The following is a 15,020-nucleotide window of genomic DNA, read 5'->3' on the forward strand; positions in this document are numbered from 1 at the left end:
TTTGTGGACGTCATGACACCATCACGACGTCCACCACAAGTTACTGACGGTAAATCACATTGACGTGTTCGGCGTTCATCGTCCGGAGGGGGAGTCGTGAACCGACGCCACGTTGCCACTGCAGCCATCACCTTGGTGTGCGCGCTGACCGTCCTGGCCTCCGGCAGCCCGGCCTTCGCGGCCCCCGAGCCACCACCGTCGGCCCCCGCCTCGGTCACCGAACCGGGAGCGTCCGCGCCCGAGCGGTCCCTCGAAGACGTGCGCCAGGAAATAGAGGCCCTGTACCGCAAGGCGGCGTCCGCGACCGACGCGTACAACCTCGCCGAGGAGCAGGCGGCCGCACAGTCGGCCGAGATCGTGAAGCTGGCCAAGGAGATGACCAAGGGTCAGGCGAGGATCGACGACCTGAAGAACCGGGCCGGTGCGGCCGCGCGCGCCCAGTACCGCGGGGGCGGAATGCCGCCCGAGGCGCGGCTGATGCTCGTCGACGACCCGCAGCTGTTCATCGACGGGGTGGGCCGGATCCGGCAGGGCCACAAGGCCACTCAGGACCTGCTGAACGAACTGACCAGGATGCAGGCCGACTTGGCGACGTACTCCAAGGACGCGAGCGCCCAGTGGGAGAAGCTCGAGGCCAACCGCGTCAAGCAGGAGAAGGCAAAGAAAGAGATCAAGGAGAAGATCGCCGCGGCCAAGAAGCTCGAGGACAAGCTGGAGAAGGAGGAGCTCGCGCGGCTGATCGAACTGGAACGCCAGGCCCAGTACGACGCGCAGACGGCCTGGCTGAGCTCCGGCGTCCTGAAGGAGATCGACAGCCGCGCGAGCAAGCAGGGCAAGAAGGCGGTGACCTTCGCGACCAAGCAGATCGGCAAACCCTACGAATGGGGCGCGGAGGGCCCGGGGACGTTCGACTGCTCGGGACTCACCTCACAGGCGTGGGCTGCGGCGGGGCGCGGCATTCCGCGCACCTCGCAGGAGCAGTGGCGATTGCTGCCCCGTATCGCCATCAAGGACATGCGGCCCGGCGACCTGATCATCTACCACTCGGACGCCAGCCACGTGGGGATGTACATCGGGGACGGCGCGATTGTGCACGCGCCGCGTCCCGGCCGGAATGTGACGATCGCGGGTGCGGGCTCGATGGGGATCCTCGGAGTCGTGCGCCCCGACAAGTGACGCGCGCCACGCGGGGTTGCGGGTGTACGGGGATGCGGGTGCCCCGAGGTCGAGCGTGACGCCGCGTGACACGGAGGCCGTACGCCCCGTTTCGTCCCGCGCCTCAAGTGACGTGTGCCACGGGGGCCATCGGGGGACGAACCGGACTCCGTGGTGATGTTCGTCATGGCGCGGAGGGCAACTACCTCCCCATGCGCGGCATATGCCATCCGCTCTTCCCTGATCGCCATTCCGTTCGGCCACTGCATACCGCTATGGTCCCCGTCTGGCGGGACGTCGATCGTCGTCCTGCCGCGCCCTCGGGGGGAGGGAAGGAAAACAGCCCATGCCCGTACCCGTACCGCGACAGAGGAACGTCCCCGTCGCGGAGACCGCCCATGGCGGTACCGGTGGCGACCTCACCCTGCTGGTCATCGAGGACGACCCCGCGGGCACCTTCAACGTCCCCGGGCTGCTCGACACGGCCGGCACCCGGCTCCGTATCCGCACCGCCCGCAATCTGACCGAGGCGGAGCGGCTGCTCACGGACGACGTGCACTGCGTGCTCGTCGACCTCGCGCTGCCCGGCCGCACCCAGGACGACGAGTTGGACCTCCTCAAGCACGTCCTGCGCCTCGCCCCCCGGCACGCCGTGCTGGCACTGACCGCGTCCGGCAACGCCGAGCTGGCCGCCGAGGCGGTCCGGGTCGGGGCCCAGGACCACCTGGTGCGCGAGGAACTCGACGGCCGCCTGCTCTCCCGCGCCGTGCGGTACGCGGTCGAGCGCAAGCGCGCCGACACCGCCCAGGTGAAGCTGGCCGAGTCCCGGCTGCGCGCCCAGGAGAACGCCCGGCTGGAGCGCGGCCTGCTGCCCAACCCCCTTCTCGAGGGCTCGGACCTGCGATTCGCCGCGCGCTACCGCCCCGGGCGCTCGCGCGCGCTGCTGGGCGGCGACTTCTACGACACCGTCCGCACCGCGGACGGCACGGTCCACGCCATGATCGGTGACGTCTGCGGGCACGGCCCGGACGAGGCGGCGCTCGGGGTGGAACTGCGGATCGCCTGGCGAGCTCTGACGTTCGCGGGCCTGTGCGGCGACGAACTGCTCTCCACCCTCCAGCAGGTGCTGGAGCACGAGCGGGAGAGCGAGGAGATCTTCGCGACGCTGTGCACGGTCGACATAGCTCCGGACGGCCGACGGGCCGGACTGTGCCTGGCGGGCCACCCGGCCCCGCTGATCGCCCGGCAGGGGCGAGCCGCGCAGCTGCTCCCGTACGAGGACGGCGGACCGGCGCTCGGCCTGCTGCCGCGCGCCCGCTGGCCGCGCCGCCAGGTGGAGCTGGGCGGGTCGTGGAGCCTGATGATGTACACGGACGGGCTGATCGAGGGCCGCCAGGGGCCGGACACCAAGCAGCGCCTCGGCCAGGACGGCATGGTCCAGATGATCAACCGCCAGCTGGCGGCGGGGCTCGACGGCGAGGCACTGCTGGAGGCGGCCGTCGGCGAGGTCCGCGATCTGAACGGCGGAGATCTCACCGACGATGTGGCAGTGCTGCTGCTGAGCCGGAACGGACTGCGCGGATAGCTGTTGCCCTACCGGCCGCCGTTGTAGGGCCCGTAGGGACCGTCGCTGCTGGAGCCGCCGCGGCGGCGGCCGCCGCCGGAGACCTGCCGCAGGGCAGGCCGTACGTCCACGAAGAAGACGATGGTCGCGATCAGCCCGGCGATCGACAGGAACAGCACGGACAGGAAGAGGTTCACCGCGACCGTGACACCGAGGATGACCAGCCAGAAGGACTTGGTCTTCTTGTCGGCGGCACGGTAGGCGTCCTCACGGGCCATGGCTGCCATGATCAGCGCGGTCACGGAGGTGCCGATGAAGACCAGATTGAGGATCGTCCAGAGCCCGAACTCGAATCCCGCGCGCAACATGCTGACTACCGCCTCATGAGTGGATTGTGTCGCCTCGCGGCCAAGGTACCCCCGGGAGTCCCTCCGAGGCGATGAGCGGTGCGACGGCAGGAGTGGTGTGCCGGACGCGGCGTACGTCCGTACGGCGGCGCGCCCGGCACATCCTCCTCGGTCACCCGCAGGTCACTTCGCGGCCGGCGGGTTGGCCTTCTTGGCGGCCGGCTTGCGGGCGGACGCGGGCTTGCGGGCGGTCGCGGGCTTGTTGCCCTCGGCCGCGGCCTGCGCCGGAACCTCGGCCTCGGACTTCGTCTCGCTCTTGGCCTCGGCCTTCGGCTCCGGCTCCACGGCGACGGCGATCTCGGTGAGCTCCTCGGCGGCCTCGCCGCGCCAGGCCCTCACGGTCTGCTCGCCGTGCTCGGCGACCTTCTCGTACGTCTCACGGGCCTTGACGGCGTACTCGGCGGCCACACCCACGCTGCGCAGCGCGAGGTCCTGTGCGCTCTCACCGAGCTTCTTCAGATCGGTGTCGAGGTTCCCCAGCACCTCGGTGACCTTGGCCTGCACGGTGGCCTGTGCCTCCTTGGCCTGGGCCGTGACCTTCTCCTGCACGGCCTTGGGGTCGGTGTTGCGCACGGCGTCGATACGGCTCGGGGCCTCGGCCTTGAGCTGCTCGATCAGCGCGGGCACCTTCTTCGCCTGCTGTACGGCGAGATCGGCGGTGCCGGCCGCGAAGTAGAGGGGGGTCGGGTCGGTGAGGGTCTTGCGCAGGTCATCGGTGATGGCCATGACTGTGGTCCTCCCGGAACGCAGATCAGTGTGAAGGTGGTCGGTTCTGCTCGGCACCGCTCGGGTCGGCCGTGCGGGGGCCGTCAGCGGCGGTGTCCTCGGACGTGTCCGTGTCGAGTCCGTTCTCCTTGCGGAAGGACTCGTAGATCTGCAGCAGAACCTGCTTCTGCCGCTCGTTGATGGAGGGGTCGGCCAGGATGACGGCACGCGTCTCCAGCTCGTCCCGCACCTGCTCATCGAGAATCCCGGCGCGGACGTACAGGGTCTCGGCGGAGATGCGCAGAGCCTTGGCGACCTGCTGGAGCACCTCCGCGCTCGGCTTGCGCAGCCCGCGCTCGATCTGACTCAGATACGGATTGGACACCCCGGCGGCGTCGGCGAGCTGCCGCAACGAGAGCTGCGCGCTGCGCCGCTGCTCGCGGAGGTACTCACCGAGATTGCCGACGTTGAGCGATGCCATGCTGCGATGATGCCCCGCCGGTGCTAACTTTTGCAAGCAACTGCTTGCAAAAGTGTCGCACGCAACAGCAGGTGGAGGACGGCCCCAGCGCAACAGCCCGATCCGGAGGAGCCCGGGGCAGCCCCGCTCCCCTGTGACTGCTCGCGAATGGTCGGCGCCTCGCGGAGCTGGCTGCATGGCGGGTGCACAGCGTCTCCTCCTCGGCCACCGGTCGCCGGTTCAGCTCCGTGTTCGGCTCCGCGTTCTGCCGGCGGGTGCGCTCCACCCGCTCGCGGGCCGTGGCCTCCCGACCCGACAGCTCCTCCCAGAACGAGCCCATCGCGACCGTCTCCACTCCTGACCCGGCTTGTGATCATCTGGGAGACGGGTGAGGAGATCCTGGGCGACCCGGCGCCAGGCGGTGCGCGCGACGGCGGGGATGCCACCGTGGAAACAGGTGGCCAGATCGATCAGGAATCGAGAAGCGCGGGTCACGGAGCCGCACCTAGCATGATCGTCATGGACATCACCATTCACACGAGTTCCCTCCCGCATGACGACCCGGACGCGTCCCTGGTCTTCTACCGCGACACCCTCGGATTCGAGGTCCGCAGCGACGTCGGACAGGGCAAGATGCGCTGGATCACGGTCGGCCCCGTCGGCCAGCCCGGCACGTCCATCCTCCTGGCGCCGCCGGCCGCCGATCCTGGGGTCACCGAGGCGGAGCGCCGCACCATCGCCGAGATGATGGCCAAGGGCACCTACGGCTGGATCCTGCTGGCCACCCGGGACCTCGACGGCACTTTCGAGAAGGTGCAGGCCGGCGACGCGGAGGTCGTCCAGGAGCCGACCGAGCAGCCGTACGGCATCCGCGACTGCGCCTTCCGCGATCCCGCGGGCAACCTGGTCCGCATCCAGGAGCTTCGCTGAACCGTCCGGTCATCGATTCGGCCATGATGGCCGGCGTCGCGCCCCTCCATCCCGCCGCCGTCGAGCAGTTCCTCGACCGGCTCGTCGACTCCGGCAAGCCGGCCATCGCCATCGAGCACCTCGCCGCCTGCCTCGGCATGCAACGCAGGTGCTCGCGGACATCGATGAAAGGGAGTCCTCTCATGTGTCACCCCTCGTGGGGGCGCGCACGCACCGCGGCGCCGCGCCTGAGCGACCTCGCTCGACTGCGCCGCGTCCGCGACCGGATCGACCGGGAATACGCGCAGCCGCTGAACGTCGAGGCGCTCGCCCGCGGCGTGAACATGTCCGCCGGGCACCTCAGCCGCCAGTTCCGGCTGGCCTACGGCGAGTCGCCGTACGCGTACCTGATGACGCGTCGCATCGAGCGCGCGACGGCGCTGCTGCGTCGTGGCGACCTCAGCGTCACCGAGGTCTGCTTCACGGTCGGCTGCTCATCGCTGGGCACCTTCAGCACCCGCTTCACCGAGCTGGTCGGTTTGCCGCCCAGCGCCTACCGGCGCCGCGCAAAGGGTGCCGCGGCGGGGATGCCGCCGTGTGTGGCAAAACAGGTGACAAGACCGATCAGGAATCAAGAAGCGCCGGTCGCCGAGCCGCAACTAGCGTGATGGCCATGGCATCCATCGAATCCGTCACCCTCGACGTGGCCGACCCCACGGCCGCCAACCGCTTCTACACCGCCGCCTTCGGTTTGGAGGCGCAGATACGCCTGCGGGCCTCGGAGGCACCCACAGCCGGCTTCCGTGGGTTCACGCTGGCGCTCACGGTGTCCCAGCCGGCCACCGTCAACAGCCTCATCGACGCCGCCCTCGACTCCGGCGCCACGCAGCTGAAGCCTGCCGCGAAGTCGCTCTGGGGCTACGGCGGTGTCGTACAGGCCCCGGACGGGACGATCTGGAAGGTCGCGACCTCGGCGAAGAAGGACGCAGGCCCTGCCACCCGGCAGATCGACGAAATCGTGCTCCTGCTGGGAGTCGCGGACGTGGCCGCGAGCAAGCGGTTCTACGTCGACCAAGGCCTGGCCGTGGCGAAGAGCTTCGGCCGCATGTACGCCGAGTTCGCTGCCGGGTCGAGTCCCGTCAAGCTGGCGCTGTACAGGCGCCGTGCCCTTGCCAAGGACGTCGGCGTCTCTCCGGACGGCACCGGATCGCACCGGATCGTGATCGGCGGCGATGCCGGGCCTTTCACCGACCCGGACGGGTTTGCGTGGGAGGCCGCATCGCTGGCACCCACGCCCTGATGTGTCACTGTTGACTTCCCTGCCTGATCGCCGATCACGAGACAGCCGCCGGGCTCGGGGCGGACGCGCTGTCGACAGCCCTGCCGGCCAACTCGATCGCCCCGACCGGTCCGCACGAACAGGACACGTTCGCCGTCGGGGACACGGTGAGCCCGCCGGGGGCGCCGAGCGAGAAGGCGGGCCGGGGCCCCGTCAGGCGAGCGGGCACGGGACGCCGCAGGTGGCGTCATCCGCCCTCGTACGCCCGGCGCGCCAGGCTCGTACGCAGCCGTGTAAGCCGTTCGATCTCCGCGTCGAGCTCCGCGTCGAGGGCGGCCAGCCTTCGCTCGACGACCTCGGCGAACGCGCCCGGCCGCCCGGCGCTGTCGCAGGGCGGCGGCGGGTCCGCGACGAGGAGCGGCAGGCGGGGGGCGCGGCTGCGAAGGTCCTCCACCGTGAGTCCCACGGCCAGCAGTTCACGGATGACGCGGAGCAGGGCGACGTCGTCGGGCCCGTACTCCCGCTGGCCGGAGGCGCTGCGGGCCGGCGGGGGCAGCAGCCCACGCTCCTCGTAGAACCGCACGGCACGCGCAGTGGTGCCGGCCGCCGCTGCCGCGTCACCGATACGCAACGCCCACCCCCCGTTCCGGGCTACCGGAATCTTCCACAGTGCTGGGCCTTCAGGGCCGAGGTGGGCCCAACTCCACTATGACAGCTCCGAAATGACGTCCTCTGACCAGTTCCGGCAATGCGTGAGGCGCCCGCTCGATACCGGTGACCGACGTGTACGGGAAGAGGATCTCACCGGATCGCAGCCATCCACCGAACCGCTCGACCCACACCTCCTCGACGTCGGGGTGGTCGGCGCCGCTGTATCCGCGCAGGGAGACCCCCTTGACGACCAGGCGGTAGGAGTCGATCTCCACGGGTGCGCTGCCGCCGTCGCGTTCCGGGGCCAGCTGTCCCGACAGCGCCCCGACCAGTGCGAACCGCGCGCCCTGGCGTGCGGCGCCGACGGCTGCTGCCAGCTGCTCCCCGCCGACGGTGTCCAGGAGTACGTCGATGCCTCCGGGTGCCGCCTCGGCGAGCTGCGCGGCAACAGGCCGCCGGCCGCGCAGGACGACTTCGTCGTAGCCCAGTTCGGAGACCAACCGCTCGGCCTTCTGCGGCGAACCCGTAGTGCCGATCACCTTGGCCGCCCCCAGCAGCCGGGCGATCTGCCCCGCCAGGGACCCCACGGCCCCCGCGGCCCCGGTGACAAGAACGACGTCCCCCTCACGGACCTGGGCAAGCCTGGTCAGCGCGCCGTACGCGGCCGACCCCTGTGCGAGGTACGCGACCGGGTCGGGCAGCGCGCCGTCCAGTACGGTGCACTGCGAGGCGGGCACCAGGGCGTACTCGCGCCAGCCGAGCAGGTGCACCACGGTGTCCCCCGGGCGCAGCCGGCTGTCCCCCGGCGCGGCGACGACCTGCCCGACGGCCGGTCCGAACAGCGTGTCACCGCTTCGCAGCGGCGGCAGCAGCACGCCGTCGACCGCGCCCCCGACAAGAGTGCGCAGCCGGGAAAGACGAGGAAGTGCTGGTTGCGCACGAGCACATGGCCGGGTCGCGGATCGGGCAACGGCGTGCCGACCACCTCGAAGTGCTCCGCGGCAGGCAGGCCGTCGGGCACGGCGACCAGCCGGACTTCGCGGCTGGTTCGCGTACCGGACGGCAGGTCTGAAGGCATCATCGAACTCCCGGCAGATTCAGGACGGCGGCACCTTTCGCCGTCGGGGCGTGGCGACGCTAACCCCTGACCTGCACGTCAAGGTCAAGTCACCGGCGGTGACGGCGGTACGGAGCATCTGAGGGACACCGTCTTTGCGCGGGCGCTCGCCGAGCACGGCGGGTGGGAGCCGTGGGACCGGGTCCAGAGGGGGCAGTGGCCCACCGGGAGGCATTCCTCGACGCGTTGCTCGACCGACGCACTCGGAAATTCATGTGCGCCAACCGGTCACATCCGTCCGTCGGGATCCGTCAGTGCAGTGACGGAGCACAACTCGACGGACGCGATGAGGAGAACAGACATGCAGGCACGGATGAGCAACCCCGCCACCGTCCTCCCCGAGGCCCTGCCGGCCGTCCTCGCTCTGCTCAAGGCGGCCCGCAACGGCGGCGTCCCGCAGCCGACGCTCGAGCTGGTGCACCTGCGGGCCAGCCAGATAAACGGCTGCAGCTACTGCGTCGTCGGCGGTGCGCAGAGCGCGCGCAAGGCCGGTGAGAGCGACGAGCGGCTCTTCGCGGTGGCGGCCTGGCGCGAGGCGCCCTGCTTCACCGATGCCGAGCGCGCCGCCCTCGCGCTGACCGAGGCTGCGACGCGACTGGCCGACCGGGAGGACGCTGTCCCGGACGCGGTCTGGGACGAGGCGGCGAAGCACTACGACGAGAAGCAGCTCGCGTCGCTGGTGCTGATGATCGGCGTGACCAATCTGTTCAACCGCCTCAACGCGACGACCAGGCAGGTCGCGGGCGCGACCTGGTAGCCGAGGAGCTCGTCATCGGGGATCTGGTGGCCGGTGACCCGGTGGCCGGGCGACGCCATGGCGTCAGGCCCCCTCGCGGCCGGCCGAGCGGCGTCGGCGGTAGTACGACACGGCGACGGCCGCGAGCAGTGGCCCCCAGGCGACCAGCGGCAGATAGACGAACCCGACGACCGTGTGGCCGAGCGGCGTCATCCGGGTGTCCGGGACCGACCACCAGGCGACGAACGGGGTCCACAGCACGGTCAGCGCCACGGCCCCGAGGCCGGCCGGGACGACGGCCGCCGTCACGGGGACGGGACGGCCGCCGAGTACGGGTATCCGGCGTGGGAACACCTCGCCCCAGGGCCGGACCAGACCGAGCGTGAGCAGGGCCAGCAGCTCGGACACCACGCTGAGACCGATCACATAGGCCCCACCCCAGCCGGTGATGCCAAGGGCCGCGTACCCCTCGGCCGTGTAGCCGGCCGGCTGTCCGGCTGCGAGGAGGAGCCGCCACAGCCCGCTGGGCAGAGTGAGCAGCGCGGCGATGTGGGCGGCCCGTACGGCCCAGCGGGGTGCGGTGGCAGGTGTCGGTCGGGTCGTGGTCATGCGTTCCATCGTGTCGACCGGCTGCCGCACCGACATCGGTCTGTGGCACGGGCCTTGGTGCCGCTCGGGTCGGAACGTGACGCGGGGCTCTCCCCCACACGGGGGAGAGCTGGGGGCTACCGTCCGGCCATGACCCGATGCGCCGCCAGAAAGCGCAGCAAAACGGCGTTGAAGTCCTCCGGCCGTTCCAGGTTGGGCATATGGGCCGCGCCCTCGATGACCGCGAGCGTGGCCTGCGGGATCAGCTTCGCCATCGATTCCGCCTCGGCGACGGGGGTGTACGTGTCGTCCGCGCCGACCACGATCAGCGTGGGCACCGCCACCCGGGCCAGCATCTCGCGGTAGTCCGGCCGCTCGGCCCTCCCCCGCAGGGCGGCCGCCGCGCCCTGCAGGGGAGTGGCACGCATCATGGCCAGGACGTGCCGGGCGACCTCGGGGAGGGCGGTGACGTTGTACGGAGCGACCATCTTGCCGATCACCTCGTCGGCGTATCCGGCCGGCCCTTCGGCGAGCAGCCGGTCGGCCATGGCGTTGCGGACCGCCTTGCCCTCGTCCGTCTCGGCGACCGGTGAGGTGTCCGCGAGGACCAGGGCGGCCACCCGCCGCGGGAACAGACGGTGGAACTCCATCGCGATCTGCCCGCCCATGGACAGCCCGCCGACCACGGCCTTCTCCACACCGAGCCGGTCCAGCAGCGCGGCCGTGTCCCGGGCGAAGTCGGACAGCGGAGCCGTACCGGGAACGACCTCGCTGCTGCCGTAGCCCCGCAGATCGGCGGCAATGACCCGGTACCCGGCCCGCACGAGTTCGTCGGCCTGCGGGTCCCACATGCTGCGGTTGAACGGATGCCCGTGGACGAGAACCACCGGTGAGCCTCCGCCCTGCCCGCCGCGGTCGTCGTATCCGAGGGAAATGCCGTTCACCGTCAGGGAGTTCATGCCGGTCAGCGTAGTCCGCGGCCGCGCCGGTCCCGCTGGGTCCGGTCGGACCCCTGACCTCGAGCGCGCTTGATCTCCGAGGGTTCACGTGGCGTGCCGCGCTGGGCGCGGGCGGTGCGGACGTGGTGCTCGACGGCGTCGGCGGCGAGGCCGGCCTCGCGGCCTTCCCGCTGACGGCCGACGGCGGCCGCTTCTCCGCCCATGGCGCAGCCACCGGTGGCTTCGCCTCCCGTCGACCCATGTCACGGAGCCGATCGCGCCCGCAGCCAGTGCCGGTACACCGCCATGACCTGCCAGGGCGTCGGCACTTTACTCAGGCCCAGCGGCTCCGCTGCGGCCTTGAGGGCGTAGTGGACCTGCCACGCGGCTGCGGGCAGGGACTGCCAGCTGGGCTTCTCGCGGCTGGTCAGAGCAACGGCGGTACGGATGACGTCGGTGATGACGGACTGCACCCTCTTGTACGCGAGCAGCACGGGGAGGTCCTGCTCCAGCCCCTTGGAGCTGCCGGCTCGGGAACGCTCCACGGCCTCCTGCCACACCTCGGTGGTACGGGCCGCCTCCTTTCTCGAGTAGCGCATCAGATGTACGTGTGTGGCCAACTCGTAGAGGGGGTCACCGATCATGGCCAGCTCCCAGTCGATGGTCCAGAGGTCACCGGCAGAATCGACGATCAGGTTGTTCCGGTGCAGGTCCGCGTGTAGGAGGGTGAACGGGCGCGGCGTGAGGTGCTCTGCTGCTTGTCTCAGCGTGACCAACGGGTCGTCAGGGACACCTAGTTCACGGAACAGGGCGCCGAATTCATCGGAATGTCTGCGGTGGACTTGGTACTCGGTGAAGTGGATCAGCCCGCTCAGGAAGGCGGCCGAGTCGCCGTCCACGGGGCAATCCGCCCTCGAACCCCCCAACCCTGCCTCGAGCTCGTCGGGTCCGATGGCCGCCAACTCGGCGAACAAGCGGCCAAGTTGCTGGAGATGGCGGTCGTCGAGCGGTCTGTTGGCGAACGGCCGACTGCCGAGTGTCCTGCCCTCGATGAACCCCTGCAAACAGACGTCGGGCGCGATTTCACAGCATTCCGGAATACGTGAGATCCGGCCGTGCAACGCGATCAGCAGCCGGTCCTCCGAGGCGAAGAACCGCCGGTCGAACCAGAGCAGCCCTGGACGCGGTGAGCGCACCTTGCCCCGCTGGAAGCGGTCGGCGAGCGGATTCTCGGTGGGGAGCGGAAAAGCGTATGCCTCATGGTGGTAGCCCTCGAGCGGCCCCTCCACCAGCTGGGCATCCTGGCTCAGTCCGGCTGCCCACCGGCGTGTCTCGGATGCCGCATCGACTGTCATTTCTCGTGCCCTCGGTGGTCCGCCGGATTTCAGGAACTGAGTGAGGAAGTTACCGCCCCTGCCGGTGCGGAGGTCGAAGCTTCACGCCATGTCACTCGCCCAAGTCCATAGGCTCGGCGACATTCGACCAGCACGACTCGAACAACAGTCGCAGCTCCTCGAAGTAGGCCGTATCGCGCTCGCTCCCACCGGCGGCCGGTGTCCAGAGGAAGGATGCGGAACCGCTCCCCAGGTCGAGGATCTCCATCGGGAGGCTGCCCGCACGCTCGCGCACCTGGTTCCTGCGCACGCGGTAGAAGCTGGTCAACGCCTCGGCACCATTGAGGATGTAGCACTTCTGCAGGGGCAGGGTCGGCATGGAGCGCAGCTCCACCCGCACACTGGGCACGCGCCGGTACTCCGCCGCCGACAGCAGCGAATGCTCCAGCTGCCGGGCGTACGTCCGGACGAGCCCCCGAAGCCTTCTCAGCGGGCGCGGATCCGTGACGTCACCGATCAGCCGCGGCAGTGGATAGTCCACATCGAGACTCGGCAGCAGCACCCGCGCCTCGATCGACTCCGGGGCCCGGGCCTTCCCGCTCTCGATGTCCGCCACTTGCTGGGCGACGACCTTGCTCAACTTCTCCGTGGTGAGCGACCAGACGTCGAGAGACACATGCTCGGCGGTGAAAGCGGCAGCGACCCGCTGGGCCAGATCCTGCGGGGCCGCGTCGACGGCGATGACACGTGGACCCCTGCCTCGGCCACCCCCGTCGATCAGACCCCAGGAACGCAGGGTCTCCACAGCACGCTGGGCGGTGGCACGCGAGACGCCGTAGCGAGCCATCAGTGCCTTTTGTGTGGGAATCAGGTCACCTGCGCCGAACTCGTTGCCGATCCTCTCCCGGAGATCCTCGGCCACGCGCATGTACCGGTACTGAGGGGAACCGCCGTCCTGCTCGTCGCCACGATCGGTCAAGGCCATTCAAGAAAACTACAACAGGCATTCAGCCGTGACTCAGTTGACTGGTTCAAGCGGTCAACCACAGCTTGTGGGCAGTCACTCGAGGGTCAGGTCGGTCGCACTTGGCGCTGCCAAGACCGCAAGGGGCAAGCGTAGCTTCGACTCAAGAAAACACCTCACCAGAGGACAAACCATGCGAAGCCGCTCGCCCTCATTCCATCCGGAGTCCCCTCTCGACCGCTTCGAGCAGCGGCGCGAACGAGGGTACGTACAGCCGGGCGCCGGCTTCCCAGAGATGCCGGCGCTTCGCCTCGTTGCGCGCGTAGCCGAGAAACCGGACCCCCAGCTTGCTGGCTGCCTCGTAGTCCGCGGGGGAATCCCCGATCATCAGCGACTCCCCCGCGGTGAAGCCGCTCACCTCCAGAGCCCGGCTCAGGCAGTGCGGATTCGGCTTGAGCAGTCGCGGATCAGGCAGACGACCGTGGATGTGGTCGCCGAAGTACTGGGCGAGTCCCGCACGCTGGAGGTATCGCAGCGCAGCTGCGGCGGAGTTGTTCGTCGTGATCGCCAGATGGACACCCGCTGCGCTGAGCCGGGCTATCAGCCGGTCCGCACCTTCGGTCGGCAGTGCCGTCCGCGTCGCGCGAAGCTCCTCGGCCGTGAGCAACCGTTCAAGCTCCGGCACGAGTTCGCTGCCCGGGAAGGCCAGGTCCGCTGCTGTCAGAAGGGCATGAGGATCGCCGGCAGAGGTGTCGTCCATCCGCACGGCACGGTCGAAAAGGTCGACACGCTGCCGCCCCCGGGCCCTGAGTGCGGCAGCCACATCCGCTGCGGGATGACCGTGGAACAGCCGGCACACCGGGCCGTCGAAATCGAAGAGCACGCATTTGGCGGGGGCAATGAGGTCGCGCAGAGAGGTCACGTTCGGATACGTCACGTCGCTCCGTCCGTTCAGGCAGAGAACAGCCTGCCGATGCCTTCGTACCCCATCTTGCCTTCAGCGGCGGACCGCAGCGGCCCGGTCGAGGCGACGTCCGCGTTCGCGCGGTCGAGGGCGCCGCGTTCCCGGTTCTCGCACTGTGGCGACGGCGGCCGGTCAGCTGTCGAGAGTTATGTCCGTGGCAAGCGTGCCCCAGAGGCCGTCGAACCACGCCTGCGACTGTGCCACGAAGGCCTCGTCACGCACCCCTCCGCGCGCCTCGAAGGGAAAGAGCATCGAGTCGCTGCCGAGCGCGTCATAGATCAGAGCTGTCGTGCCGCCGATCCGCTCCGTCCGCTTTGTTACGTTGTAGTACGCGAACAGCGCCTCGGAGCCGTTCAGGAGATAGAGCTTCGTCAGCGGAGTGAACGGCAGCGCCCTCAACGTCACGTCGACGTCGATGCCGCGGGTGCTCAGGGCCTGCAGGCTGAGCCCCAGCGACTTTCCGTGGGCGTTGCGCCGCGACAGCCAGTGCTCGTGCACCGCCCCCTCGTCGACGGACTCCTCCGCGGGACGCGGGAAGGCAACATTCAGATCGCGCGCGGGCACCAGCACTCGGACCCGAACGGTCTGCGGGGTGATCCGCCCGGTGTGCGCGAGCCGCAGCGGCTCCGCGAGAGCCAGATTCAGCGACTCCGCGGTCAGGCAGATCGCGTCGATGCGCACATGCCGGGCCTCGAACGCCTCCACGACCCGTGGCCCCAGGACAGCAGCTGTCTGCTGGGGTTCCTCCACGGCCGAGTCCGGTTCGGACGGCAGGACGACGCGGGGCGGGGCGCCTTTGATCCCCGCGGTGAGCAGGCCGGCGTCACGCAGCAGATCCAGCGCCTGCCGGATCGTGCGCCGCTCCACGCCGAACTCGTCGGACAGATGCTCCTGCGTCGGCATCCGCTCACCGTGCCTCAGGAGACCGGTGCGAATGCGCTCGGTGAGGACGCCGGCCACCTCGGCCGGCGAGGGCTTTCCGATGCCGTTGACTGCGTCGACTGCGTGGTGCTCGTGGGTCACAACAGAACGCTACAACTTTGGGCCAGCAAGCGGGAGTTACCTGCAAGCTGTTTATCTATCACGGCCAAGTGGGGACAACTCAAGTGAAGTTGGCAACCAACTCGGCCAACCTGACGCGAAGTCCCTTCGCTCGCTCCTGCTCACCCGTCCACCGTCGCACGGGTGCCGCGCGCGGATCCGTCCGCAATTCCCTGTGTCGCTCCACTCCCCACCACGAGGAGGGATC

Annotated in this window: 17 protein-coding genes and 1 pseudogene; 6 read left to right on the forward strand and 12 right to left on the reverse strand. The window is 69.6% G+C overall.

What is annotated here, in order from left to right; all coding sequences use genetic code 11:
• Positions 1-96: 96 nt before the first annotated feature.
• Complete coding sequence (locus ACFYWI_RS08330) at positions 97-1,176, forward strand: NlpC/P60 family protein (protein ID WP_389227111.1); 1,080 nt, start codon at positions 97-99, stop codon at positions 1,174-1,176.
• A gap of 325 nt (positions 1,177-1,501) precedes the next feature.
• Complete coding sequence (locus tag ACFYWI_RS08335) at positions 1,502-2,740, forward strand: PP2C family protein-serine/threonine phosphatase (protein WP_389227114.1); 1,239 nt, start codon at positions 1,502-1,504, stop codon at positions 2,738-2,740.
• A gap of 8 nt (positions 2,741-2,748) precedes the next feature.
• On the opposite strand, the gene ACFYWI_RS08340 is transcribed toward ACFYWI_RS08335, so the two are convergent.
• The 3 genes from ACFYWI_RS08340 to ACFYWI_RS08350 all read right to left on the reverse strand — a co-directional run bounded on the left by ACFYWI_RS08340 (position 2,749) and on the right by ACFYWI_RS08350 (position 4,312).
• A complete protein-coding gene (locus tag ACFYWI_RS08340) occupies positions 2,749-3,087 on the reverse strand; it encodes a DUF2516 family protein (RefSeq protein WP_389227117.1) in 339 nt (112 codons plus the stop codon).
• Positions 3,088-3,249: 162 nt separating this feature from the next.
• On the reverse strand, positions 3,250-3,852 hold the full coding sequence (locus tag ACFYWI_RS08345; RefSeq protein ID WP_389227120.1) for a hypothetical protein: 603 nt from the start codon (positions 3,850-3,852) through the stop codon (positions 3,250-3,252).
• Positions 3,853-3,877: 25 nt separating this feature from the next.
• Positions 3,878-4,312, reverse strand: coding sequence for a helix-turn-helix domain-containing protein (locus tag ACFYWI_RS08350; protein ID WP_389227123.1), 435 nt, complete (start codon positions 4,310-4,312; stop codon positions 3,878-3,880).
• Positions 4,313-4,810: 498 nt separating this feature from the next.
• Between ACFYWI_RS08350 and ACFYWI_RS08355 the strand changes: the two genes are divergently transcribed.
• The 3 genes from ACFYWI_RS08355 (at position 4,811) to ACFYWI_RS08365 (ending at position 6,500) form a co-directional block, all read left to right on the forward strand.
• On the forward strand, positions 4,811-5,221 hold the full coding sequence (locus ACFYWI_RS08355) for a VOC family protein (RefSeq protein WP_389227126.1): 411 nt from the start codon (positions 4,811-4,813) through the stop codon (positions 5,219-5,221).
• A gap of 182 nt (positions 5,222-5,403) precedes the next feature.
• Positions 5,404-5,868, forward strand: coding sequence for a helix-turn-helix transcriptional regulator (locus ACFYWI_RS08360; RefSeq protein WP_389227344.1), 465 nt, complete (start codon positions 5,404-5,406; stop codon positions 5,866-5,868).
• A gap of 5 nt (positions 5,869-5,873) precedes the next feature.
• The gene (locus tag ACFYWI_RS08365; protein ID WP_389227129.1) at positions 5,874-6,500 is read left to right on the forward strand and encodes a glyoxalase; all 627 of its coding nucleotides are present in this window, start codon (positions 5,874-5,876) and stop codon (positions 6,498-6,500) included.
• A 226-nt stretch (positions 6,501-6,726) separates the two neighbouring features.
• Here ACFYWI_RS08365 and ACFYWI_RS08370 read toward each other — a convergent pair whose 3' ends face one another.
• Both ACFYWI_RS08370 and ACFYWI_RS08375 read right to left on the reverse strand, forming a co-directional pair.
• Positions 6,727-7,110 carry a MerR family transcriptional regulator gene (locus tag ACFYWI_RS08370; protein ID WP_389227132.1) on the reverse strand — a complete coding sequence of 128 codons (384 nt, stop codon included), beginning with the start codon at positions 7,108-7,110 and terminating at the stop codon, positions 6,727-6,729.
• Positions 7,111-7,159: 49 nt separating this feature from the next.
• Positions 7,160-8,208, reverse strand: a pseudogene (locus tag ACFYWI_RS08375) (MDR family NADP-dependent oxidoreductase).
• Between the two features lie 340 nt (positions 8,209-8,548).
• Here ACFYWI_RS08375 and ACFYWI_RS08380 point away from each other — a divergent pair.
• Positions 8,549-9,004: a carboxymuconolactone decarboxylase family protein gene (locus ACFYWI_RS08380; RefSeq protein WP_389227135.1), complete on the forward strand. Its 456-nt coding sequence runs from the start codon at positions 8,549-8,551 to the stop codon at positions 9,002-9,004.
• A 63-nt stretch (positions 9,005-9,067) separates the two neighbouring features.
• Here ACFYWI_RS08380 and ACFYWI_RS08385 read toward each other — a convergent pair whose 3' ends face one another.
• The 7 genes from ACFYWI_RS08385 to ACFYWI_RS08415 all read right to left on the reverse strand — a co-directional run bounded on the left by ACFYWI_RS08385 (position 9,068) and on the right by ACFYWI_RS08415 (position 14,794).
• Positions 9,068-9,592 (reverse strand): hypothetical protein, encoded by a 525-nt coding sequence (locus ACFYWI_RS08385; RefSeq protein ID WP_389227138.1) that lies wholly within the window; start codon positions 9,590-9,592, stop codon positions 9,068-9,070.
• A gap of 116 nt (positions 9,593-9,708) precedes the next feature.
• Positions 9,709-10,530 carry an alpha/beta fold hydrolase gene (locus tag ACFYWI_RS08390; RefSeq protein WP_389227142.1) on the reverse strand — a complete coding sequence of 274 codons (822 nt, stop codon included), beginning with the start codon at positions 10,528-10,530 and terminating at the stop codon, positions 9,709-9,711.
• Positions 10,531-10,535: 5 nt separating this feature from the next.
• Complete coding sequence (locus tag ACFYWI_RS08395; protein WP_389227145.1) at positions 10,536-10,733, reverse strand: hypothetical protein; 198 nt, start codon at positions 10,731-10,733, stop codon at positions 10,536-10,538.
• Between the two features lie 39 nt (positions 10,734-10,772).
• The gene (locus ACFYWI_RS08400) at positions 10,773-11,864 is read right to left on the reverse strand and encodes a phosphotransferase (RefSeq protein ID WP_389227148.1); all 1,092 of its coding nucleotides are present in this window, start codon (positions 11,862-11,864) and stop codon (positions 10,773-10,775) included.
• A gap of 91 nt (positions 11,865-11,955) precedes the next feature.
• Positions 11,956-12,828, reverse strand: a complete 873-nt coding sequence (locus tag ACFYWI_RS08405; RefSeq protein ID WP_389227151.1) for a GntR family transcriptional regulator — start codon at positions 12,826-12,828, stop codon at positions 11,956-11,958.
• 190 nt (positions 12,829-13,018) lie between these two features.
• A complete protein-coding gene (locus ACFYWI_RS08410) occupies positions 13,019-13,744 on the reverse strand; it encodes an HAD family hydrolase (RefSeq protein ID WP_389227154.1) in 726 nt (241 codons plus the stop codon).
• 159 nt (positions 13,745-13,903) lie between these two features.
• Positions 13,904-14,794: a GntR family transcriptional regulator gene (locus ACFYWI_RS08415; protein WP_389227157.1), complete on the reverse strand. Its 891-nt coding sequence runs from the start codon at positions 14,792-14,794 to the stop codon at positions 13,904-13,906.
• Between the last annotated feature and the right edge of the window lie 226 nt (positions 14,795-15,020).

This window comes from Streptomyces sp. NPDC002889 (assembly GCF_042888425.1).
In the GTDB taxonomy this organism is placed as follows: Bacteria; Actinomycetota; Actinomycetes; order Streptomycetales; family Streptomycetaceae; genus Streptomyces.